The 20,666-nt window shown below is 39.4% G+C and carries 16 protein-coding genes; 15 read left to right on the plus strand and 1 reads right to left on the minus strand.

What is annotated here, in order from left to right; genetic code table 11:
* The first annotated feature begins 249 nt into the window (after window positions 1-249).
* From C427_RS11915 to C427_RS11975, 13 genes are all read left to right on the plus strand, one after another.
* Window positions 250-1,518, plus strand: a complete 1,269-nt coding sequence (locus C427_RS11915; protein WP_322786659.1) for a class II fumarate hydratase — start codon at window positions 250-252, stop codon at window positions 1,516-1,518.
* Window positions 1,519-1,725: 207 nt separating this feature from the next.
* Entirely contained in the window at window positions 1,726-3,213 is a 1,488-nt protein-coding gene (locus tag C427_RS11920; protein WP_007635567.1) for a bifunctional 2-methylcitrate dehydratase/aconitate hydratase, read from the plus strand.
* 133 nt (window positions 3,214-3,346) lie between these two features.
* Window positions 3,347-3,553 carry a hypothetical protein gene (locus C427_RS11925; RefSeq protein ID WP_007635568.1) on the plus strand — a complete coding sequence of 69 codons (207 nt, stop codon included), beginning with the start codon at window positions 3,347-3,349 and terminating at the stop codon, window positions 3,551-3,553.
* A gap of 68 nt (window positions 3,554-3,621) precedes the next feature.
* Entirely contained in the window at window positions 3,622-4,698 is a 1,077-nt protein-coding gene (locus C427_RS11930) for a sodium:calcium antiporter (RefSeq protein ID WP_015430877.1), read from the plus strand.
* A 145-nt stretch (window positions 4,699-4,843) separates the two neighbouring features.
* The gene (locus tag C427_RS11935) at window positions 4,844-5,518 is read left to right on the plus strand and encodes a response regulator transcription factor (protein WP_015430878.1); all 675 of its coding nucleotides are present in this window, start codon (window positions 4,844-4,846) and stop codon (window positions 5,516-5,518) included.
* 149 nt (window positions 5,519-5,667) lie between these two features.
* Entirely contained in the window at window positions 5,668-6,939 is a 1,272-nt protein-coding gene (locus tag C427_RS11940) for a sensor histidine kinase (RefSeq protein WP_236613695.1), read from the plus strand.
* Window positions 6,936-9,155 carry a DUF5916 domain-containing protein gene (locus tag C427_RS11945; RefSeq protein ID WP_226991066.1) on the plus strand — a complete coding sequence of 740 codons (2,220 nt, stop codon included), beginning with the start codon at window positions 6,936-6,938 and terminating at the stop codon, window positions 9,153-9,155. Before C427_RS11940 ends, C427_RS11945 begins: the two co-directional genes overlap by 4 nt.
* Before the next feature lie 138 nt (window positions 9,156-9,293).
* Window positions 9,294-10,904, plus strand: coding sequence for a ShlB/FhaC/HecB family protein (locus tag C427_RS11950; protein ID WP_007635574.1), 1,611 nt, complete (start codon window positions 9,294-9,296; stop codon window positions 10,902-10,904).
* Window positions 10,905-10,915: 11 nt separating this feature from the next.
* Entirely contained in the window at window positions 10,916-12,604 is a 1,689-nt protein-coding gene (locus C427_RS11955; RefSeq protein WP_007635576.1) for a phosphoethanolamine transferase, read from the plus strand.
* Window positions 12,604-12,969: a diacylglycerol kinase gene (locus tag C427_RS11960; protein ID WP_007635577.1), complete on the plus strand. Its 366-nt coding sequence runs from the start codon at window positions 12,604-12,606 to the stop codon at window positions 12,967-12,969. Before C427_RS11955 ends, C427_RS11960 begins: the two co-directional genes overlap by 1 nt.
* Window positions 12,970-13,003: 34 nt before the next feature.
* Window positions 13,004-13,612 (plus strand): COG4705 family protein, encoded by a 609-nt coding sequence (locus C427_RS11965; RefSeq protein WP_015430879.1) that lies wholly within the window; start codon window positions 13,004-13,006, stop codon window positions 13,610-13,612.
* Between the two features lie 29 nt (window positions 13,613-13,641).
* Window positions 13,642-13,782, plus strand: a complete 141-nt coding sequence (locus tag C427_RS29010) for a hypothetical protein (RefSeq protein ID WP_015430880.1) — start codon at window positions 13,642-13,644, stop codon at window positions 13,780-13,782.
* Window positions 13,783-14,359: 577 nt separating this feature from the next.
* On the plus strand, window positions 14,360-15,931 hold the full coding sequence (locus tag C427_RS11975) for an LTA synthase family protein (RefSeq protein WP_226991067.1): 1,572 nt from the start codon (window positions 14,360-14,362) through the stop codon (window positions 15,929-15,931).
* A gap of 211 nt (window positions 15,932-16,142) precedes the next feature.
* Here the strand turns inward: C427_RS11975 and C427_RS11980 are convergent, their stop codons facing one another.
* Window positions 16,143-16,700, minus strand: a complete 558-nt coding sequence (locus C427_RS11980) for a YceI family protein (protein WP_226991068.1) — start codon at window positions 16,698-16,700, stop codon at window positions 16,143-16,145.
* Window positions 16,701-17,382: 682 nt separating this feature from the next.
* On the opposite strand from C427_RS11980, the gene C427_RS27505 reads away from it, so the two are divergent.
* Both C427_RS27505 and C427_RS27510 read left to right on the plus strand, forming a co-directional pair.
* Window positions 17,383-18,708: a GAF domain-containing protein gene (locus C427_RS27505; RefSeq protein ID WP_015430882.1), complete on the plus strand. Its 1,326-nt coding sequence runs from the start codon at window positions 17,383-17,385 to the stop codon at window positions 18,706-18,708.
* On the plus strand, window positions 18,647-20,362 hold the full coding sequence (locus C427_RS27510; protein WP_236613696.1) for a putative bifunctional diguanylate cyclase/phosphodiesterase: 1,716 nt from the start codon (window positions 18,647-18,649) through the stop codon (window positions 20,360-20,362). Before C427_RS27505 ends, C427_RS27510 begins: the two co-directional genes overlap by 62 nt.
* The last annotated feature ends 304 nt before the right edge of the window (window positions 20,363-20,666 follow it).

A 20,666-nucleotide genomic window follows, 5' to 3' on the forward strand; every position in this document is an offset into this window, starting at 1 on the left:
CTGCTGACGATACACGCATCTACATCCGTGATGCAGATGCGTCAATCTAATTAAAATATTTTTTGTCGCCTCGCAAAAAAATATTGCCGGGGCATCATTCCATGGGCTAAAAATCAAGGATAAAACATGACAACAACAAACGACACTAACAAAAACAATAACACTAATAATCCAGAGCATATCAGTAAGGTCTTATATGGGTGAAGAAACCGCTAAAGCGCTTGAAATTTCACCATTAGTGAGATGAAAATGCCCCGTGCCTTTCTTTGGGCGCTGGGTGAGGTGAAAAGTGCAGCTGCGATTGCCAATATGGAGCTAGGGCTACTTGAGCCAGGCAAAGCGATGGCGATCAAACGTGCCGCACAAAGCGTGGCTAACGGCTTCTACGACGATCAATTTCCAGTCGATGTATTTCAAACTGGTTCAGGTACTAGTACTAACATGAATGCTAATGAGGTGATTGCCTCCCTTGTTGCTTTACAAAGTGAGGGAAAAATATCAGTGCACCCTTTGGATGACGTAAATTTAGGACAAAGCTCTAATGACGTTATCCCATCGTGTATTCATTTAAGCGCAGCTACACTTATCGAAAACGAACTACTGCCTGCCCTATCCCACCTAGTTGATACTTTAGATAATAAAGCCAAGGAACATCAGGATACTATCAAAACCGGTAGAACCCATCTTATGGATGCTATGCCGTTAAGCTTTGGACAAGAGATAAGTGCTTGGCGAGATCAGATTACCTTCATACATACCCAACTCCAACATAACTTACAAAGCTTATGTAAGCTGGCTATTGGCGGCACTGCTGTAGGAACAGGTGTCAACACACATCCAGAATTTGGCACTGTCGTGACTCGTATATTATCAGGCAATAGCGGATTGGTTTTTACCCCAGCTGACAATTACTTTCATGCAATCAGTGCCCAAGACACAGCCGTCAACATCAGTGGCAACCTCAAAACAGCCGCAGTTAGCTTGAGTAAAATCAGTAATGATATCCGTTGGCTGAGCAGCGGACCGTTAAATGGCTTAAATGAAATACACTTACCTGAGCTTCAAAAAGGCAGCAGTATCATGCCAGGAAAAGTGAACCCCGTGATCCCCGAAGCCGTGCTAATGGGATGTACTCAAGTGATTGGTAATGACACTACCATCACCTTGGCAGCACAGTCAGGCAACTTCCAATTAAACACGATGTTGCCTTTAATCAGCCATACTCTAATACAAAGTATTCAACTACTGACTACTTGTAGCATCTCGCTGGCGGATAAAGCCATCAAAGGCATGCAAATAAACCACGCAAAGATTGCGCAAAGTGTGGCACGAAATCCTATGTTAGTGACAGCCTTGACGAGTTTGATTGGTTACGACAAAAGCGCCGAAATTGCCAAAAAAGCTTATACAGAAAACAGAACGGTACTAGATGTCGCCAAAGAGCTGACCAATATAGATGAGGCTGTACTTATCGAAAGGTTAGAACCAAGAGCCATTGTAGGTGACACAAAAATGTAAACACTGAGTACAGATTCAAAGTTTGATGTGGTTACTTGGATGATAAATTTCCGATTTATTAATTATCCACGGATTTATGCACTACTGACACATAGTCAGCCATAACTCTGTCGCCTCATTCAATATGCTAAAGCACCTCTAAGTAACCTAAGTGTAAATTTCAACAGAACTTATGCCAAGTATGTAGACAACAAATAAGGATACAAAATGAGCAGTAATGTAGATGTTAACAACCGTCCAGATTATGATCATGTCATTCAAGACATTGCCGATTATGTATTAAATTATAACGTCACCAGCGAAGAAGCTTTAGACACCGCAAGAAACTGTTTAATGGACACATTAGGCTGTGGATTACTGGCACTTCGGTTTCCTGAATGCACCAAACACCTCGGCCCTATAGTACAAGGAACGGTTGTACCGAATGGGGCCCGAGTACCTGGAACATCGCTGACGCTAGATCCGGTAAAAGCCGCTTGGGACATTGGTTGTATCATTCGTTGGTTAGATTATAACGATACTTGGTTGGCTGCTGAATGGGGGCATCCGTCAGATAATTTAGGCGGTATTCTGGCCGTAGCAGATCATCTATCTCAAGTTAGATTATCCAGAGGCGAGCCACCTCTTTTTATGCGAGAAGTACTTGAGATCATGGTGATGGCACATGAAATTCAAGGAGTGATCGCTATAGAAAACTCTTTCAATCGAGTGGGTTTGTGCCATGTATTATTAGTACGCGTTGCATCATCAGCGGTTATTACCAAAATGATGGGCGGCAATAGAGAGCAGATAATGGCGGCAGTATCTCAGGCATGGGTCGATGGCTCTGCTCTGCGTACTTATCGTCACGCACCAAACGCAGGCTCTCGTAAATCTTGGGCAGCTGGCGACGCAACCTCAAGAGCAGTGCGTTTGGCTGACATGTCGATGCGCGGAGAAATGGGTATACCAAGCGCATTAACTGCAGAGCAATGGGGGTTTTATGACGTCTCTTTCTCTAAAACAAACAAAGACCAAGCCCTGAAACCAGAGGCTCAACGACAGTTTTCGTTTTCTCAAGACTACGGCTCTTACGTGATGGAAAACATCTTGTTTAAGATTTCTTTTCCAGCCGAGTTTCATGCACAAACGGCTGCAGAGGCATCGGTTATTTTGTATCCTCAGGTCAGTGCTCGTTTACAGGATATCGAGAAAATCGTAGTCCGGACTCACGAATCTGCAATTCGTATCATTTCAAAAACGGGTACGCTTGCCAATGCTGCGGACCGCGACCATTGTTTGCAATACATGATTGCCGTTCCTTTGGCGTTTGGTAATTTAACGGCGGATCATTACGAAGACGATTTTCATAACGCACATCCCATCATCGATGAACTTCGCGATAAAATGGAAATTGTCGAAGATAAACGCTTTACCACAGAGTATTTAGAAGCAGATAAACGCTCTATCGCCAATGCTATTCAGGTTTTCTTTAAAGATGGCAGTAGCACTGAAGAAGTGGTTGTAGAATACCCAGTAGGTCATAGACTTCGCCGTAAAGAAGGCATCCCGTTGTTGGAGAAAAAATTCAAAACTAACCTAGCATCACGTTTCCCAAGTCAACAATGTCAAAAGATCTCAACACTTTGTAAAGAGCAAGGCACACTTGAGGTAACACCAGTAAACCTTTTTATGGACTTATTTGTTATCAGTTAAGTTTGGAAACTATTTGATTTATACAGATAACGGCATTAATAACGCAGTCACTTGTTACTGCTAGCCGTGACATAAAGTGTTAACAGTAGGCAACAAAACCAGAGCTAACCTAACTAGACCGATAGGATTTAATATGACGGATGAAAATAAACACAGTATCGCAACCTTTGCGGCTTTGAAAACCTCCATAGCAAATGGTGAAGAGTCATCGGTAAAAGAGTTGTTAGCCAATCAACCGATGCAAGAGCTTGAAAAAGGCTATCTTATTGACCTAGCCAAATTATCCAACAACCCCACGATCATTAAGCTACTTGAAGATGTTCCGTTATCAAATAAGTGAAATTTGAATAGCCAATATGGCATCGGTTACCATAGAACCAATATAATCAATTATGAATACGGAACAACGTGCTAACTGAACTCGCCTATATCTTTCTTATTTTGGCTATTGCGACAGCGATAGTCTGGAAGTCATGCCACTATTTAGAGGAAGCATGCCACGATTTAGCAAACTGTTACGGGTTGCCAGACTCAGTCAAAGGCTCCACCGTGATGGCAATCAGTTCGAGTTTCCCAGAACTGGTCACTATCATTTTGGCGACAGGTGTTCATGGCGACTTTGAATTGGGTCTGGCAACCATTATTGGTTCAGCAGTGTTCAATATATTGGTCATCCCTGGGACCTCGGTATTTTTTAGACCTGGTTCACTGCATGCAGCTCGCAACGTGCTGTACCGGGAAGCTCAGTTTTACCTTATCAGTGTGCTGATAGTGATGTTAACGCTGTCGTTTGCGGTAATTTATCAACCGTCTACGGTGCAACAATTTAACGGAACACTCACCGGTTCACTGATGATCCTACCGCTGTTATTTTACGGGTTGTACATCTACATACAATATCAAGAAGTACGCGACCACAGCCCCAAAGAAAAACATCCGAATTGTTCAGCACTCAAAAGCTGGGGCAAGCTGATTCTTTGCATGTTGCTGGTTACCCTTGGGGTAGAAATGATGATCCGAATGGTAATTGATCTCGGCGAGATGTTTCAAACACCGAGTTATTTTTGGGGGGCAACTATATTAGCGGCAGCAACCAGTATCCCTGACCTTTTTGTCAGCATCAAAGCCGCCCAACGCACCCACAGTTCCGCAAGCCTAACAAACGCCTTTGGCAGCAATGTTTTCGACTTATTGGTGGTCTTACCTGCCGGCGTGATCATTGCCGGCTCAGTGGTCTTCAACTATCCCCGGGTTATTCCAATGATGATGTTTCTCATATTTGCCACTGTAACTTTTCTGGTTCTGGCACGAAGTAGTTCCGAGCTGACCAATAATAACGGTAAAATACTGCTTGTATTGTATGCCGGGTTTATTGTTTGGATGGGGACACAATACATTGGTGTTGGTGGCCCCATTACAGCGAACTGCAGCGATTCAATTGGTTACCAACAGTTAGAAATCAACAAACCCACACAATATGGGTAAATGCTTGGACTGAGAACATCAATGATGTGATTAAAGTCATGATGCATATACTTGGGCAGAAAACGCTTTCTTAAGTATAAAATCAGCAAAACTTAAGTTTCATCTGATATGTTAATGGTTGTACTCATTGTTTTTGGCTCGCATCTTGAAAATATTAATTATTGAAGATTCAAACTCTCTTAGAAGAAGCTTAAAAGTGGGGCTATCAAATCTTGGCTTTACAGTCGACGATACAGGCGATGGTTCTGAAGGCTTAAGTATGGTCTTAGCTGGGGATTATTCTCTTTTAATTCTCGACCTTATGCTGCCCTCTGTTGACGGTACGGCGATACTAAAAGCACTGCGCGATGCTAAAAAAAATATTAGAGTATTAATATTATCTGCACGCGATCTCACAGAAGATAAAATTCAAGGGTTATTGAACGGTGCCGACGATTACTTAACCAAACCATTTTCATTTGACGAGCTTCACGTGCGTCTACTGTGCCTTATGCGCCGAGGCAGCTTAAATATTAATGATAGTAAAATTAATATTGGCACTTTTTCTTTAGATCTCCATTTAAAACAATTTCACTGTAATGGTATAGATGCGAATTTCACTCCAAATGAGTATAAGTTAGTGGAATGCCTATTCACTAACCAAGGCAAAGTCATATCTCCAGAAAAACTGAGTGAATACCTAGCAGGACAATATGATGCGATAGCTAAAAATTCAATTGAGGCTCATTTGTCGTCTGCCCGCAAAAAAGTGAGGGAGATAGGTTACGATTTGCCCATTAAGACTAAACGTGGCTTTGGTTACTTTGTTGAAAACAACTAATGAGTTCGATTAAATAAAAATTAAGCCGTTATATATCTATTTCAGTTTCAATATTATTAATATCTATATTCGTGGTAACTGATGTCATTGTAGATAAGTGGATAAGCAGTGAATTTGATAGAGCTATGACTATAAAGTCTAGTTTGCTTGTGACATTAGTAAGTGAAGACACGGAAGAAATAGAGTTTGATTTTGCAGATGAATTCATGCCTGAATTTTCAGGGTTTAACGACCCAGAATACTTTCAATTATGGCTAAATGAAGAAATATTTGAACGCTCACAAACCCTTGATATTTTTGAAATAAATTCATTGCCTAAATTGAGTCTTCCTATAAATACATCTTCTATTACCAACATTACTTTACCAGATGGACGTTCAGGCAGAATGTATTCCACAACATTTAAACCTCAAATTGAAAGCGATGTACGGGAAGATTTTGGAATTACCAAGGAAGAGTTTTCTAAAACACAACAGCCTATGTCATTAGCCTATGCCATAAGTAACGAAAACTTAAATCAAATACTCTGGTTTGTAGATATCATATTTTTAGTTACCTCTATTATAGCCATTGTCGCAGTTAAAATAATTGTATTTAATGTGGTTGAACGTGGCTTAATCCCCCTTGTTAAACTCAATGATGACCTCAAACAAATTAATTTAAATTCTCAAATTAGCACCATATCGACTGACAACCTACCTGAAGAACTTATCTCAATCGCCAGCGGAATTAACCATTTTATCAGTGAAAATAAAGTGCTTTATTCACGTGAAAAAAGGATCACCTCGGATATTGCTCATGAATTAAAAACCCCTATTGCAGAATTACTCAGCTTGAGTGAAGTCGCGATTAAGTTTCCACATGAAAGACAAATATCTGACACGTATAAAAGTGACGTGCTAGATATTGCACAACGTCTAAAGAACATTGTTAATGGCATTCTTTTACTACAAAAAAGTACATCTGGCGTTGAATTACAGAAGACTGACGTCAACATAGAATCACTTCTTAAATGTATTATTGAACGTGAAAATAAATCAGCAAGAGACATTCGCTTAAGCTTTAACAATCCATCTACGCATATGCATATAAGCGAAATAGCCATTGACACTATATTGTCTAACTTGGTCAATAATGCGCTGTTTTACAGCCCCGAAGATACGCCTATTTCTATATCAATTAGCCCCACAATAGACAAAAAGATGATGATAGTAATATCAAATACCAGCACCCATGATTATTCTGAGGCAGATTTAGAGCAATTTTTCGAACCTCTTTGGCAAAAGGATAACTCAAGAACTTCATCAGAACGATATGGATTGGGACTAGCAATAGTGAAGTCTTATTGTGACAACATTGGCGCCTCATTATCTGTGGTGCTAGAGCCAGAAAAACAGGTCGTCTTTACGATATTATTGTGAATCAGTATAGATATTTAGGTTACATTTTTAGCCATTTAATGTGTGCATTCAATGCACATTCACAAGACATGATAATCGATGGCGTTCTTGATGAAAACCAGTGGCAGTTAACCCTTACCCTCACAAAGAGTTATCAAGTTTTACCCCAAACTCTTGTCCGAGATGACAATCAGTTTTCGTACCGACTGCTAACCACGGATAAGGGCATATATTTAGGTTTAACCGCTAAGACTCAAAAAGCGTTACGTGTTCGCACTCAAGAAAATGACAGCATTTTTTCAAATGACCACTTTCAAGTCATGCTAGATATGAAAAACAATGAACAACAAAGTTATGTATTTGCCATAAATCATCAAGGTAACTATTTTGATGGTATCTATGATGTAGATAAAGTGTTGGATCTTGATTGGGATACTCAGTGGGATTATAAGGTAACAACTAACGATAACAGTTGGGTAGCTGAAGTGTTTATTCCATGGAGTGCAATGTCATTTGGAATTGAAGACCAAAATCAATTTGGGGTGTATGTGAGCCGCTTTGACGAAAGCAGTAATGCGACTTATGCGTCAGAGCCAGCTAATCCACAAATGAACAGCTTTTTTCAACGGTTTTCAAAATATTCAAGCAGGGTGCTTAATCAGACTAGTTTTGACTTGTTTCCTTATGTTTCATTTAATCAAGATTTTCTAAATACCCGTAATAGCGAGTCAGTTGGTGCTGAGGTGTTTTGGCAGCCATCAAAAGGACAACGGTTAAGTGCAACGCTTAACCCTGATTTTGGACAAGTAGAATCAGATGAACTGGTCGTCAATTTTTCAGCCATTGAAAACTTTTTTTCAGAAAAACGACCTTTCTTTAATCACAATCAAAGCTTATTCGAAGTCACCGGACCTGAAACTCTAACACTGGTGCATTCACCCAGAATTGGAGGCAATAATTTCTATGACGAAGCACATCAAAGTGAGCTTCATTCTGCCCTAAAATACACTCTAAATAGTGCAAATTATGATGTAGGTGTTTTGTCTGCTTTTGAAAAGCCTACAACAAGGGGGGATGGTAGAGATTTTCTAGCCTTGCGTGGTCAATACTCGTTTGGTGCAAGCAAAGTCGGCTTATCTTTAAACCATGTTAATACGCCGAATATAGATAGACAGGCCACCGTTTTATCATCTGATATACATTATGCCATCACTGATAACACGTCTCTAAACCTTGGGATCATCAAGGCAAATATAAAACAATACAACAAAACCGAAGCAGATATTGGCTGGTGGCTTACAGGAAGTAGTGATATTGCTGGGCAACACACTCACGAATTTAGTATGTTTTCCTATGGAGAGCATTTACAACTTAATGACATCGGATTTGTAAAGCGGGTGAACCGTAAACAATTTGAATACCAGTATCAATATCAAATACCCAATGTGGCGTCGACGTTAATAAGGGATATAACATTTGCACTCGAAACAGAAATAAAAACAAACTTCCAACATGAAAAGCTACCTCATGTGATTGGTGCTGCTGCAGAGCTGCTAACACAAGATGAATTTGAGTACGGGCTTTCAATCGAAATGATCTCATCTGGATTTGATGACCTCGTTACCCGTGGCAATCTTGCCTTATGGTTACCCTCGTCACAAATTTTAGAGCTTGAAGTCGCCTCTGCTGAATATTTATGGGGGCAATACGAATTTGAGTTAGCGCTGGGTACTGAAGGATGGAATGGTTATTTCTATGATATGCAAACCAGCATTGCCCAACAATTGAATCAAGACTTCAATGTAAGTTTTACCGTTTCTCAATACCACAGCAATAGTTGGGTAGATTGGGACCAAGACAATATGATTAGCGAGTTCAGTTTTACAGAGCAAGGTGTTGAGCTGAGTATGGATTATCAAATAGATGCTAATCAAGAGCTACGCATCAAATTCGAAGCAGTTATTGGTAAAGCAAACAATCTAAATACATATGTCATTCAGGCTGATGGTTCAGTACAACGTTTGCACAAGAGTGAAGACTTTGCGTTTGGTGAAAACACATTTCAATTACGTTATAAGTATTCGTTTTCTAAATTAACCGCATTGTACTTAAGTTACGGTTTTGGTGGCGAATATGAGGATGAGTTGGCTAAATTTGGAAAAAGAAACTTATATACAAGGGCTATTAAGTCAAAGAATGCCCACAATCTCTTTGGGAAAATAAGGCTACATTTTTAATCTAACCATATAAAAGTTCTACATATAGCTAATACAACACACACAAATTCAGTTTAATCTATGTCAATTATCAGTTTAATCTAAGCCGATCTTAAGTTTCCTTTTTTATTATATAAACACTTATTAATAGGTGTTTATATGCAGTTGTTTTTTAAACTTTTTACGACTATCAGTTTCATTGTTACCTTTGTACTTTCTGGTCTAGCCGCTAGCGAAGAGCAAACGTGTGAGCAAACAAAAAACGTTAAGTTCGTACCTTATGATATTTTTGACCTCTCTGAAAAAGGCACCATATTTCTTCATCATTGGGCAAATTTTCTTCATATAAAAACCAAACATAAAACACTCATCAATGAGTCTGCATTCTTCCTAAATAAATGCCAAATAAACGATGACGATTTACTGGAGTTAGAGCGGCACCTTCGAAAGGAAAAATACATTCGGAATGCTGCAGTAACTTACCACGAAGATAATACAATCGAGGTGCAGACCTGGGATAATTGGTCTTTGATGCCCACCGTTGATTTCGGTAGAAAAGGTGGAAAAAACAAATTTGCGATAGGCATAAAAGACCGAAATCTATTGGGGTTGGGTATTGATGCAGAGGTTGAGTACTTTAGTAATGATCAGCGTACTGGTTATAAACTTAAAACCCAATTTCCCCTATTTTTAAAAAACAACATCAACGTCAGCATTCGGCTGACAAGTAATGATGATGGCACATCAGAAGCCATATTCTTACAAAAGAAATTTGTCAGTTTTGATACGCGTAACGCTTATAAAATTGGTTTTGATAACTTTGATCAAATTGACACACAGTATGAAAATGGCATTGAATCTTCTCAATATACTCATCATAAAAACTTCTCAACTGTTGATTGGCAATGGCTGCAGCAAGACTCTGCCACCGACACATTAAGATTTGGATTAGGTTTCACCCACGACACACATCGCTTTTTAGAATTAACCGACTCAGCAATATCCAGCAACTTGCCGAGTAAAATTTTACCGTTAGATAGGTCCTTTAATTATCCTTTTCTTACTGTTGAGTATCTCCAAAAAGATTATCGGAAACTAACTAACCTAAACGTCATAAACCAAATTGAGGACTTCAACTTAGGCTGGAATGTTATTGCCAGTATGGGTTCTGACTTGAGCAATAATGAAGCTTCCCCAGCAATACTGTGGCAGTCACATTTATCCAAAGGTTTTGACGTATTTAATAATGCTATTTGGCTATTTGAAGCCTCTTTCGAGGCAGAGGTGTATGCCAACAGTAAGGTCGAAAATAGGCTACTTCTAAACATTAATACTGAATATTTTTATAAGTTTAATGATAACTGGGGCGCCTATTTTAAACAGGCTAATCAATTCAGTAAAAACCAATTTTTGGACTCCCCTATTGTCCTGGGAGGTGAATCGGGTGTTAGGGGGTACCCGCTGCAGTTCCAGCACGGCAAACATAGTGCTCAATTAACGGTTGAGGCGCGTTACTACCCTCACATCAATATTTATAAATTACTCGAACTAGGCGCTGCCGCCTTTATTGATAGCGGCCGAGTGTTTGGGAGAGTCGACTCATCACTCCCCGACTCACCTTTGATGACATCTGTTGGCTTAGGGGCACGCTTCTTTTCAACTCACTCTAGCGAAGCCCGCGTTATTCACGTCGATATTATTAAACCTGTTTCCTCAGATCCCAACGTGAACAGCGTTGAATTTCGGATTACCACCAAACATTCATTTTAAGGCTTAATTTAGTGAAAAAATTTATGATGTATTTTAAAAATTTAGCCATAACAACAAACCAGTTGGTGTTCTTTACCTGTTGTTATATTGCTCTGATTTTAAATCTCCCTTTTTTGGTGAAAACAACCCATGTGATCATAGACCTCGATAACTACAACGTCATTTTTTTACTGTCTGTGCCTATATTTTTATTGTCATTCACCGTAATCCTACAAAGTATTCTCTCTTTTAGGTGGATCACTAAATTCGTTTTAATAAGCACCGTGATTTGTTCATCTCTGATATTTTACGGCACGACTTCCTATGGAATAGTGTTTGATTACGGCATGGTTCAAAATACGGTTGAAACTGACAGAGCAGAAGCCTTGTCTTACGTTAACGTACACGCAACCTTATTCTTTGTTGTATTTGGTATTGTCCCATCGATAATAATATACGCGGTGCAACTTACCTATCAGCCTTTTTTAAAAGAATTATTAAGCCGTGTAAAACTTATTGTATTAAATATTGCGGTGATGCTTCTAATAGGTGGCTTATTTTATTCAAATTACGCGTCAGTGGGCAGAAACAACAAAGCACTCATTAGCTATATTACCCCGTATAAAATGCTGGATGCGTCATATAAATTTGTGCGCAATCACTATTTCACTCCACCTCTGGAATTCAAAGTACTCGATACATCGCCCTCAATCGTGCGTGATAGTTCAAGAAAACATGTCACCGTTATGGTGCTGGGCGAAACAGCCCGCGCTCAGAGTTTTTCGCTAAATGGCTACAATAAACCAACAAATCAGTTTACCGATAAGCAAGGCGTGGTGTCTTTTTCCAATATGCATTCATGCGGTACCGCAACGGCTGTTTCTGTACCCTGTATGTTTTCGAGATTAAGTAAACAAAACTATGATAAACGTATTGCGGTCGCCCAACAAAACGCAGTGGATTTGGTTCATTTGGCCGGTGCGGATGTGTTGTGGATAAGTAATAATAACGGCAGCTGTAAAGGTGTGTGTACCCGGGTTAAAACGCAACAACTGGATACCAGCCGCTCCAATCCTCATTGTGATGGCGAATATTGTTATGACGAAGCGCTTTTGGCGCCATTGCGGAGTAAGCTAAAACATCTGACTCACCAAAATACGCTGATTGTGTTACACATGATTGGATCTCATGGCCCCACTTATTTTAAGCGCTACCCAATAGAAAAAAGAGTTTTCACACCCGATTGCCAGCGAAGCGACATCCAAAACTGTTCACAGCAACAACTTATTAATACTTATGATAATACTATTGCCTATACCGACTTTGTGCTGTCAGAAATTATCACTGGATTAGGGGATTTAGCAGAAAAAGACGATATTGATACATCCTTACTTTATATTTCAGACCATGGAGAGTCACTCGGAGAAAAGGGTATTTACTTGCATGGCTTACCCTATGCGTTTGCGCCTGAGGAGCAAACACACGTCCCGATGATTTATTGGAGCGACCCGTTACAAACTGACTTTAACCTTACTTGTCTGAATGCCTCCGCAGATTCCAGAATATCTCACGATAATATTTTCGATACAATATTGAGCATTATGTCTGTCCGTTCGACCGCGTATAGAACGGATAGTGATCCCTTCATTCAGTGTAAATCTCAAAGTGCCATTGCACGCACCACAACATCAACTAAATTAAGAACGGAGCTAGAAAACTAGTGTTTGATAATAAAAATAAGCTCACAGGTATAAGAAGGATCCAATTAGCCACCCTCAATTCATTTCGAGCATTTAAGTGGCTTTACGATAATGAATCTGCTTTTAAGCAAGAATTATTACTTTTGCTTCTGGCGATACCGATTTCGTTTATGTTCGAGATCAGTATTAAACAACAGCTGATATTAATTCTTGCGATAATATTCATTTTGTTTACAGAAATCATCAACACAGCGATAGAGGCAGTAGTAGATAGAGTGGGATTAGATATACACCCGTTATCTGGTTTAGCAAAAGATTTAGGCTCTGCAGCCGTGTTAATTAGCCTAGTAGTTGCAGCCAGTATTTGGTTAATTATTTTACTTTAAACTGTCGTTATTGCTGTATTTGGATTGAGTAAACATGATTTATAATGAGGTGAAAGTGGATCCTGATATTAAAGAAGCGTTGATTAAAGTACCTCAAGTTACTTTGGGCTTTTGGATCATTAAAATTCTTGCCACTACCCTTGGCGAAACAGTCGGTGACGCTGTTTCTATGTCAATGAATCTTGGATATTTAATTGGCACAATTATATTTATGTCTTGTTTAATTGTGGCTGTTGTGTGCCAAATTAAGGCTATAAAATTCAAACCATCTATATATTGGATTGCAATCATAGCTTCCACAACGGTTGGCACAACACTTGCCGACTTTGCTGATAGGTCTTTAGGTATTGGTTATATTGGAGGCTCCACACTTTTAGCGATATTGTTAGTTAGCACGTTACTCATTTGGCATAAATCACTAGGTAGTATCAGTGTTGCCTCAATTCATAATCCAAAAGCTGAAGCATTTTACTGGCTCACCATCATGTTCTCTCAAACGCTTGGAACGGCTCTTGGTGACTGGACTGCGGTCTCTGCTGGTTTGGGATATGTAGGCGCGGCATATATTTTCAGTGCTGGCTTAATATTAGTGATCGCTTGTTTTTGTTTACCCACATATCACGGACTATCTTATTCTGGTTAGCATTCGTTCTTACTCGGCCTCTTGGTGCCGTGTTCGGTGACTTTTTAGATAAACCTATAGCGCAAGGAGGTCTTGATTTTAGTCGATATACAACGACAGGTTTACTTTTATTGGTGATTATTATTTTAGTGGTATTGTTGCCGCAGCGTTCAGCATTAAAACAACATTAAAATATTGAGTAACGAAAATTACAAATCCTACCTTGTGTTCAAAATTTGTGGCATAAGGTTAAACGTAATAGCCGTTATGTTGGCGAAACAATGTCTATCCTAGCTTAATTTCAGTTTAAATTAAGCCATTCTTAAGTTTCGTTTTTTAAGGTATGCCTCGTGTTTTATTAGAGATATGAATATCGATGTTTACCGCTGTTGTGTATTTGTTACGACCCTTTATCATATTTTCTGTACTCCTCATTGTTACACTTTTTGTTTCTAGGGTTGGATTGAGTTTATGGCAGGTTGATCGGTTTAACGACATACAAAGCGTAATCACGCTTTTGTTGAATGGACTAAGAATCGACCTAAGTTGGCTGGGTTATTTATTGCTTTTACCTTCAATGCTGCATCCTTGGTTAATGTTAACCAGATACCGCGATGTATGGCTTAAAATATTGAAGTTTATATTTTTATGCGTGTTCATTGTGGTGGTATTTTTTGAACTCGCCACCCCGCATTTATCAACGAATACGGTTTTCGCCCGAATCGATTGTTTATTGAATATTTAGCTTATCCTAATGAAGTGATGAAAATGTTATTCAACGGACATTTACTGACATTAGCGCTGGTATGTATATTTCTTATCACCCTGAGTAAAGTGTGTTGGACCTTTTTAGATAAGATTATTGGGTTAGATAAACCCATAAATCGTGTATCCATTATTTTTGCTTCTTTGTCATGTTTTACCATGCTGTTAGTCTTTTTCCTTGGTGCTAGAGGCACATTAGGACATCGTCCCATCAACCCATCACTGGTGTACTTTTCAACTGATCCTTTAGTCAACTCTTTAACCTTAAATTCAATTTATAGTGTTGCCCATGCCTATAAACAATTTGGAAATGAAAAAAATGCTGCCAAACTTTACGGCATAATGGACAACGAGAAAGTGATCACTCTTATTAGGCAAGAAACAGGCTTAGGCCTGCACGCGTTTAAAGATAATACACAACCCTCTCGGTCTTTGCGCTTACCTGTTTATCAAGGTAAACCTAAAAATTTAGTGATTATTTTAGAGGAAAGTCTAGGTGCGCAATTTGTATCATCTTTAGGAGGGCTGCCTCTTACGCCTGAAATCGATAAACTAAATAAACAGGGGTGGGCATTTAAACAATTGTATGCGACTGGCACTCGTTCTGTCAGAGGCATTGAAGCGGTTATTACTGGATTCACCCCAACACCGGCAAGAGCGGTAGTTAAATTGGATAAATCTCAGCAAGGCTTCTTTACTATTGCAAATTTGCTGAAAGATAACGGTTATACAACGCAATTTATATACGGCGGTGAAAGTCATTTCGATAATATGAAAAGTTTTTTCTTAGGCAATGGTTTTACCGATATTGTTGACTTCAATGATATTATTAATCCTCAGTTTGTGGCGTCATGGGGAGCCAGTGATGAGGACTTATTTAATCAAGCTGATATTGAATTAACTGAACTTCACAACAGCAATAAACCGTTTTTTAGTTTTATTTTTTCCTCAAGCAACCACGACCCATTTGAAATTCCAGAAGGTATTGTGACCCCCATTGAATACACCGCTGAGCAATTATCAAAATATGGCTCAAGAGAACGCATGCGTCACAAAGCAATCCAGTATGCAGACTACGCTTTGGGCAAGTTTATTGATAATGCTAAAAATCGCCCTTATTGGAAAGATACCGTATTTCTTGTGGTGGCAGATCATGATGCTAGAGCATTGGGACGTGACCTTGTACCAATCAAAAACTTTCATATTCCTGGTGTTATTTTAAATTCAGGAAAGGCCTATTTATCGGATGAAAGAGTCGTAAGTCAGATTGACTTACCCCCCACTTTATTATCCTTAATGGGGATCTCAAACCATTCACCGATGCTGGGACAAGATTTGAATGCCTCTGAAGCATCGGGGCGAGCTATGATGCAATATGCTGAAAACTTTGGCTATATGCAAGGCGATGAAGTCACTATACTGCAGCCCCATAAAACACCTAGTAATTTTGTATATGATTTAAAAGAAAAGACACTCGTCCGAACACCACTGAACCAAGAACTAGCTGATATAGCCTTGGCTCATGCATTGTGGGGAAGCTTGGCATATAAGAATGCTTGGTTTCAGCATAAATAAACTAAAGCGAATAGTATTACAATAGTGTGATAGTAGCCCATGAAAAGTGAGCACCATGAGGTTACGAGGTGTTGGGTTCGTCAATACGTTGAACTATATATTTACGTATTTCCCAGTAAGCTAAAGCCTCACTAACTGGGAAAATACTATATAAAGCTCATACCAATATTATGCAGATTTATAAATTTAGTTAGTAGCCACAGCCTCAATACTACTGGCGTTGAAATTCGCTGTGTATCTCAATCTCTACTTCGTCACTCACCACTGGAATAAACTTTTTCAAACCAAATACAGAACGGTTAAATCGTAAATTGGCAGCAAAGCCAAGAGTATACTTTCGGGTTAGTGGATTATTGGCCGCACCATTTAATTTAGCCACCATGGTTACTGCCTGAGATGTACCTAAAAAAGTAAGTTCTCCTTGTACTAATAACTGTTCATTTTCAATTTTTTCAACAGATAAACTACGAAACACAGCTTGAGGAAAGTTTTCAGTATTAAGCCATGTTGCGCCTAAAAGTGTGGTCGCAAAGGCTGGATTATTGACATCAATACTGCGCATATTAATTACTGCTTCAACACTTGAATTTTCAATGTTGTTGGGATCAAAATTAAGGCTCACATCAAACTCATTGAAGCGGCCTACATAGCTTGAAAAACCCATATGGTTAATTTTAAATAATAGTGCAGCGTGGTCTTTATCAAGCTTATATTCGCCGACTTGTACCTCAACAATTTTTTGTTTTAAAGTTGGCTGTAGCCAACTCACACACGAACTCATTAGGCATAACATAGAGACAGTCAGTATTAATTGGCAAAGCGACTGTTTTATCTGTTTCTGATGAGTACGTTTAAATCGAAATAAAAACTCTAGTGCTAGCATATGTATCCTTGATGACGAGTAATTCTGTTCTTAAAGCTTTTTTTTACTGCCACTTAAAATGTTGCGTTACTTACCTTAAAAGATAAATTAATCAAAGAAGGTATAGCTGCGTTTAAAAATATAACTGTACAGTACTTTGCGGCTTGGCACTTATGCAACATGCCACCGCAAAGCCTCAATGTTGGCTGAATCTATAAAACAGGGGATAAAAATGGCTACATAAGTTCATTTTATAACCATTTTTTGCTAAATAGTGTCCATCTTGAAATAGGCTTGTGGCGAGAGCGTTTCAGTGACATAAGATCGATGCTCCAAAACCTAGGTATTTAGCTATTCTAAATCACTATATCTTGTAGTGTTAAGAGTATGTTTCAGGGGTGCTCGCACTACACATATATACCAGGACGGGCACTAACTAGATGCCAGCCTTTAAAGATTGACCCTATATTTTTAATGAAGTATGTTGCGATTCAAGTTTTTTATGCGCAGATTTTTCTACATTTACATTTTGTTTGACTTAAATAATTAAATCAAAAAACAACATTGTTCAGAAAAACGTGGGAGTCGAATGACAGAAGTCGAATTAGTCAAAATATTTAACCTTCAGCCTTTTGGAATTGCTGAGCTTACTCCTTTGGAAGGCAAATATATTTTCTATAATGAACAAGAGCGTATCCTCAGAAGGCTATCTGTCAGTGAAATTCAATCTGTCTCGATATTTGATCTATTTTCTGGGGATGAAAGTGAAAAGCTGAGAACGATTTTTAAAAAATGTGTAGCATCATCTGCAGTTCAGGAATGTTTTTTTAAATATAACAGCGAGAGAAACACATTTCAAATGAGGTTGGTCAAAGGCGATAATGGAAATATTGTTAGTTCACTCACGGATATTTCCAATCTTCATCACTTGGAAGGACAGCAGTTAATACACAAGGAAAATATTAAATGTTTAAGCGATGCTGTCTCAGGAGTAAACATTGGTTGTTGGGACTATTATCCTCAAGAAGATCGCATTATTGCGAATGAAACATGGGTAATTCAAAAAAAATACAAAGATGAAGATGAAGATGAAGACTTCAGATTAAATACTGAATTATTCTCAGATGTGATTGATGGACCCACAAATTGGGCTTCTATTGCTACTCCTGGTGATTTGGAAGCTACAAATAAACTTATTGAAAAACACTTAAGTAAAGAGACAGATGTGTACGATGCCAAGTTTCGAATGAAGTGTGGGGATAATCAGTGGAGATGGGTTCATGATCTAGGTAGAGTTTCTCTGTGTGATGAAAATGGTTTAGCTATTAGAATGAATGGAGTTCATGCTGATATCACTGAACGCAAACAAGCCGAATTACGTGAGAAATCCCGCACTCATGTATTGGAGCTAATTACGAAAGGAGAACCGTTGCCAGTTATTTTGGCTGCCATTGTTAAGGTAGTTGAGCAAGATAACCCAGCCATGTTATGTAGTGTTTTATTACTAGACGATAAAGGAAAACATCTATTAAGTGGCACAGCATCCAGTCTTCCCGATTTTTATAATGAAGCGATTCATGGCATAGAGATTGGCGAAGGGGTTGGCTCCTGCGGAACAGCCGCCTTTATTAATCAGCGTGTAATTGTTGATGATATTCAAACTCATCCTTACTGGGTAGCCTACAAAGAAATAGCAAAAGAGGCAGGGTTGGCCGCATGTTGGTCGGAACCAATACGGTCCACAAAAGGTAAAGTGCTCGGCACTTTCGCTATTTATCACCGTAACATTAATCATCCAACAGAAGCTGATCTTGCCGTAATTGAACAAACCGCAAATATGGCAAGCATCGCCATTGAAAAAACAGGCCGAAGAAAAGCTAAAACGCGCTGCCAGCGTGTTCACCCATACCCATGAGGGGATCATAATAACCGATGACTCTGGCAGTATCACTGAAGTCAACGATGCTTTTAGTAGTATTACTGGCTACGCTCCAGAGGACGTGTTGGGAGAACATCCAAGGATATTTCACTCTGGCCGTCAATCACCAGAATTTTATGCTGAAATGAGTCATACGCTGCTAACACAAGGCTATTGGCATGGAGAAGTATGGAATTGCCGTAAAAATGGTGAAATCTATCTAGAAAGGCTCACCATTAGCGCCGAGAAGGATGCTGATGGTCTCTTGCAGCACTACGTATCATTGATAACTGACATTACACTGATGAAAGAACATCATGAGCAACTAGAACGAATGGCTCATTACGACGTACTCACCAATTTGCCTAACCGTGTATTACTAGCAGACCGTCTAAGCCAATCCATGGTGCAGTGTCAACGTCGCAATCAGTCATTAGCCGTTGCATTTATGGATTTAGATGGCTTCAAAGCTGTCAATGACCGTCACGGCCATAATGTAGGTGATAAACTACTCATTGAAGTGGCACATCGCATGAATGAAGCATTACGTGAAGGTGATACGCTGGCACGTATTGGTGGCGATGAATTTATTGTTGTCATCGTTGATTTGGGAAATATCGAAGATAGTGAACCCGTATTAAAACGACTTCTAAAGGCCGCTTCCGATCCTGTTTATTTAGGTGATGCCGTAATGCAAGTTTCAGCTAGTATAGGTGTAAGCTTTTATCCACAAGACCATGTAGGTGCAGACCTTCTGATGCGTCACGCCGACCAAGCTATGTATATTGCTAAGCAATCAGGTAAAAACCGGTATCATTTTTTTGATACTGCACAAGATAATGCGAGCAAGACGCTTGGGCAAAGCATAGGTGATATCAGTTCCGCGTTGGGAAAATGTGAGTTTGTTCTTCACTATCAACCTAAGGTCAACATGCGCACGGGTGAAGTGATAGGCGTAGAAGCTTTAATTCGCTGGCAGCATCCTGTTCGGGGTTTAATCCCACCTTTAGAGTTCTTACCCGCTATAGAAGGCCATGCCGTTAGTCTGGAACTGGGTGAATGGGTTATAGACACCGCATTAACCCAAATAAGCCAGTGGCAAAAAATAGGAGTAAACTTAGCTATCAGCGTCAATATTAGTGCCTATCAACTACAGCAAGTTAACTTCACAACTCGCTTAGCAGGTTTGTTGGCTGTACATCCCGAAGTGCCCCCGCATTATTTAGAATTGGAAATATTAGAAACCAGTGCGTTGCATGACATTAGCCAAGTATCGACGACCATGAATACCTGTCATAAACTTGGCGTGTGCTTTGCTTTAGACGACTTTGGAACGGGATATTCCTCACTCACCTATCTAAAGCGCTTACCAGCATACTTGATTAAAATCGACCAGAGTTTCGTCCGAGACATGTTAGAAGATGCAGACGATTTAGCGATTGTTGAAGGTGTCGTTGGTTTAGCTAAAGTATTCAGGCGTGATGTAATTGCTGAAGGTGTGGAAACCATCGCTCATGGAGTTGCCCTTTTGCAACTAGGTTGTGTTTTGGCACAGGGTTACGGCATTGCTCGACCCATGCCTAGTAGTGATATTCCTGAGTGGGTATCTAACTGGAAAGCGGATGACTCTTGGCAAGTTAACAAAGGCTAAATGACTTGACCACTGAGCTCCACTAGAAGCGACCTTGTAGAGCATTCAGAGGCACAAACCCATCTAATAGAGGATGTTCCTGAAGATATAATTTAGTAGCAAAATACACGGATGTTTTTGTCAGTTCGTATGTCTACTTTGTCGTAAAATCAGTGCTTAACATAACAACCATTCATTCAGTTCCAATATTTAAAACTTAGTTTCAAACTTTTATAAACTCGGACACTATTAATACTGCGGTTAATTACTGAACTGAGAAATTCAAAATTAAATAGATTAAACTCCTCTCTTGTTAACATACTGA

It is taken from the genome of Paraglaciecola psychrophila 170, from assembly GCF_000347635.1.
Lineage (GTDB): Bacteria > Pseudomonadota > Gammaproteobacteria > Enterobacterales > Alteromonadaceae > Paraglaciecola > Paraglaciecola psychrophila.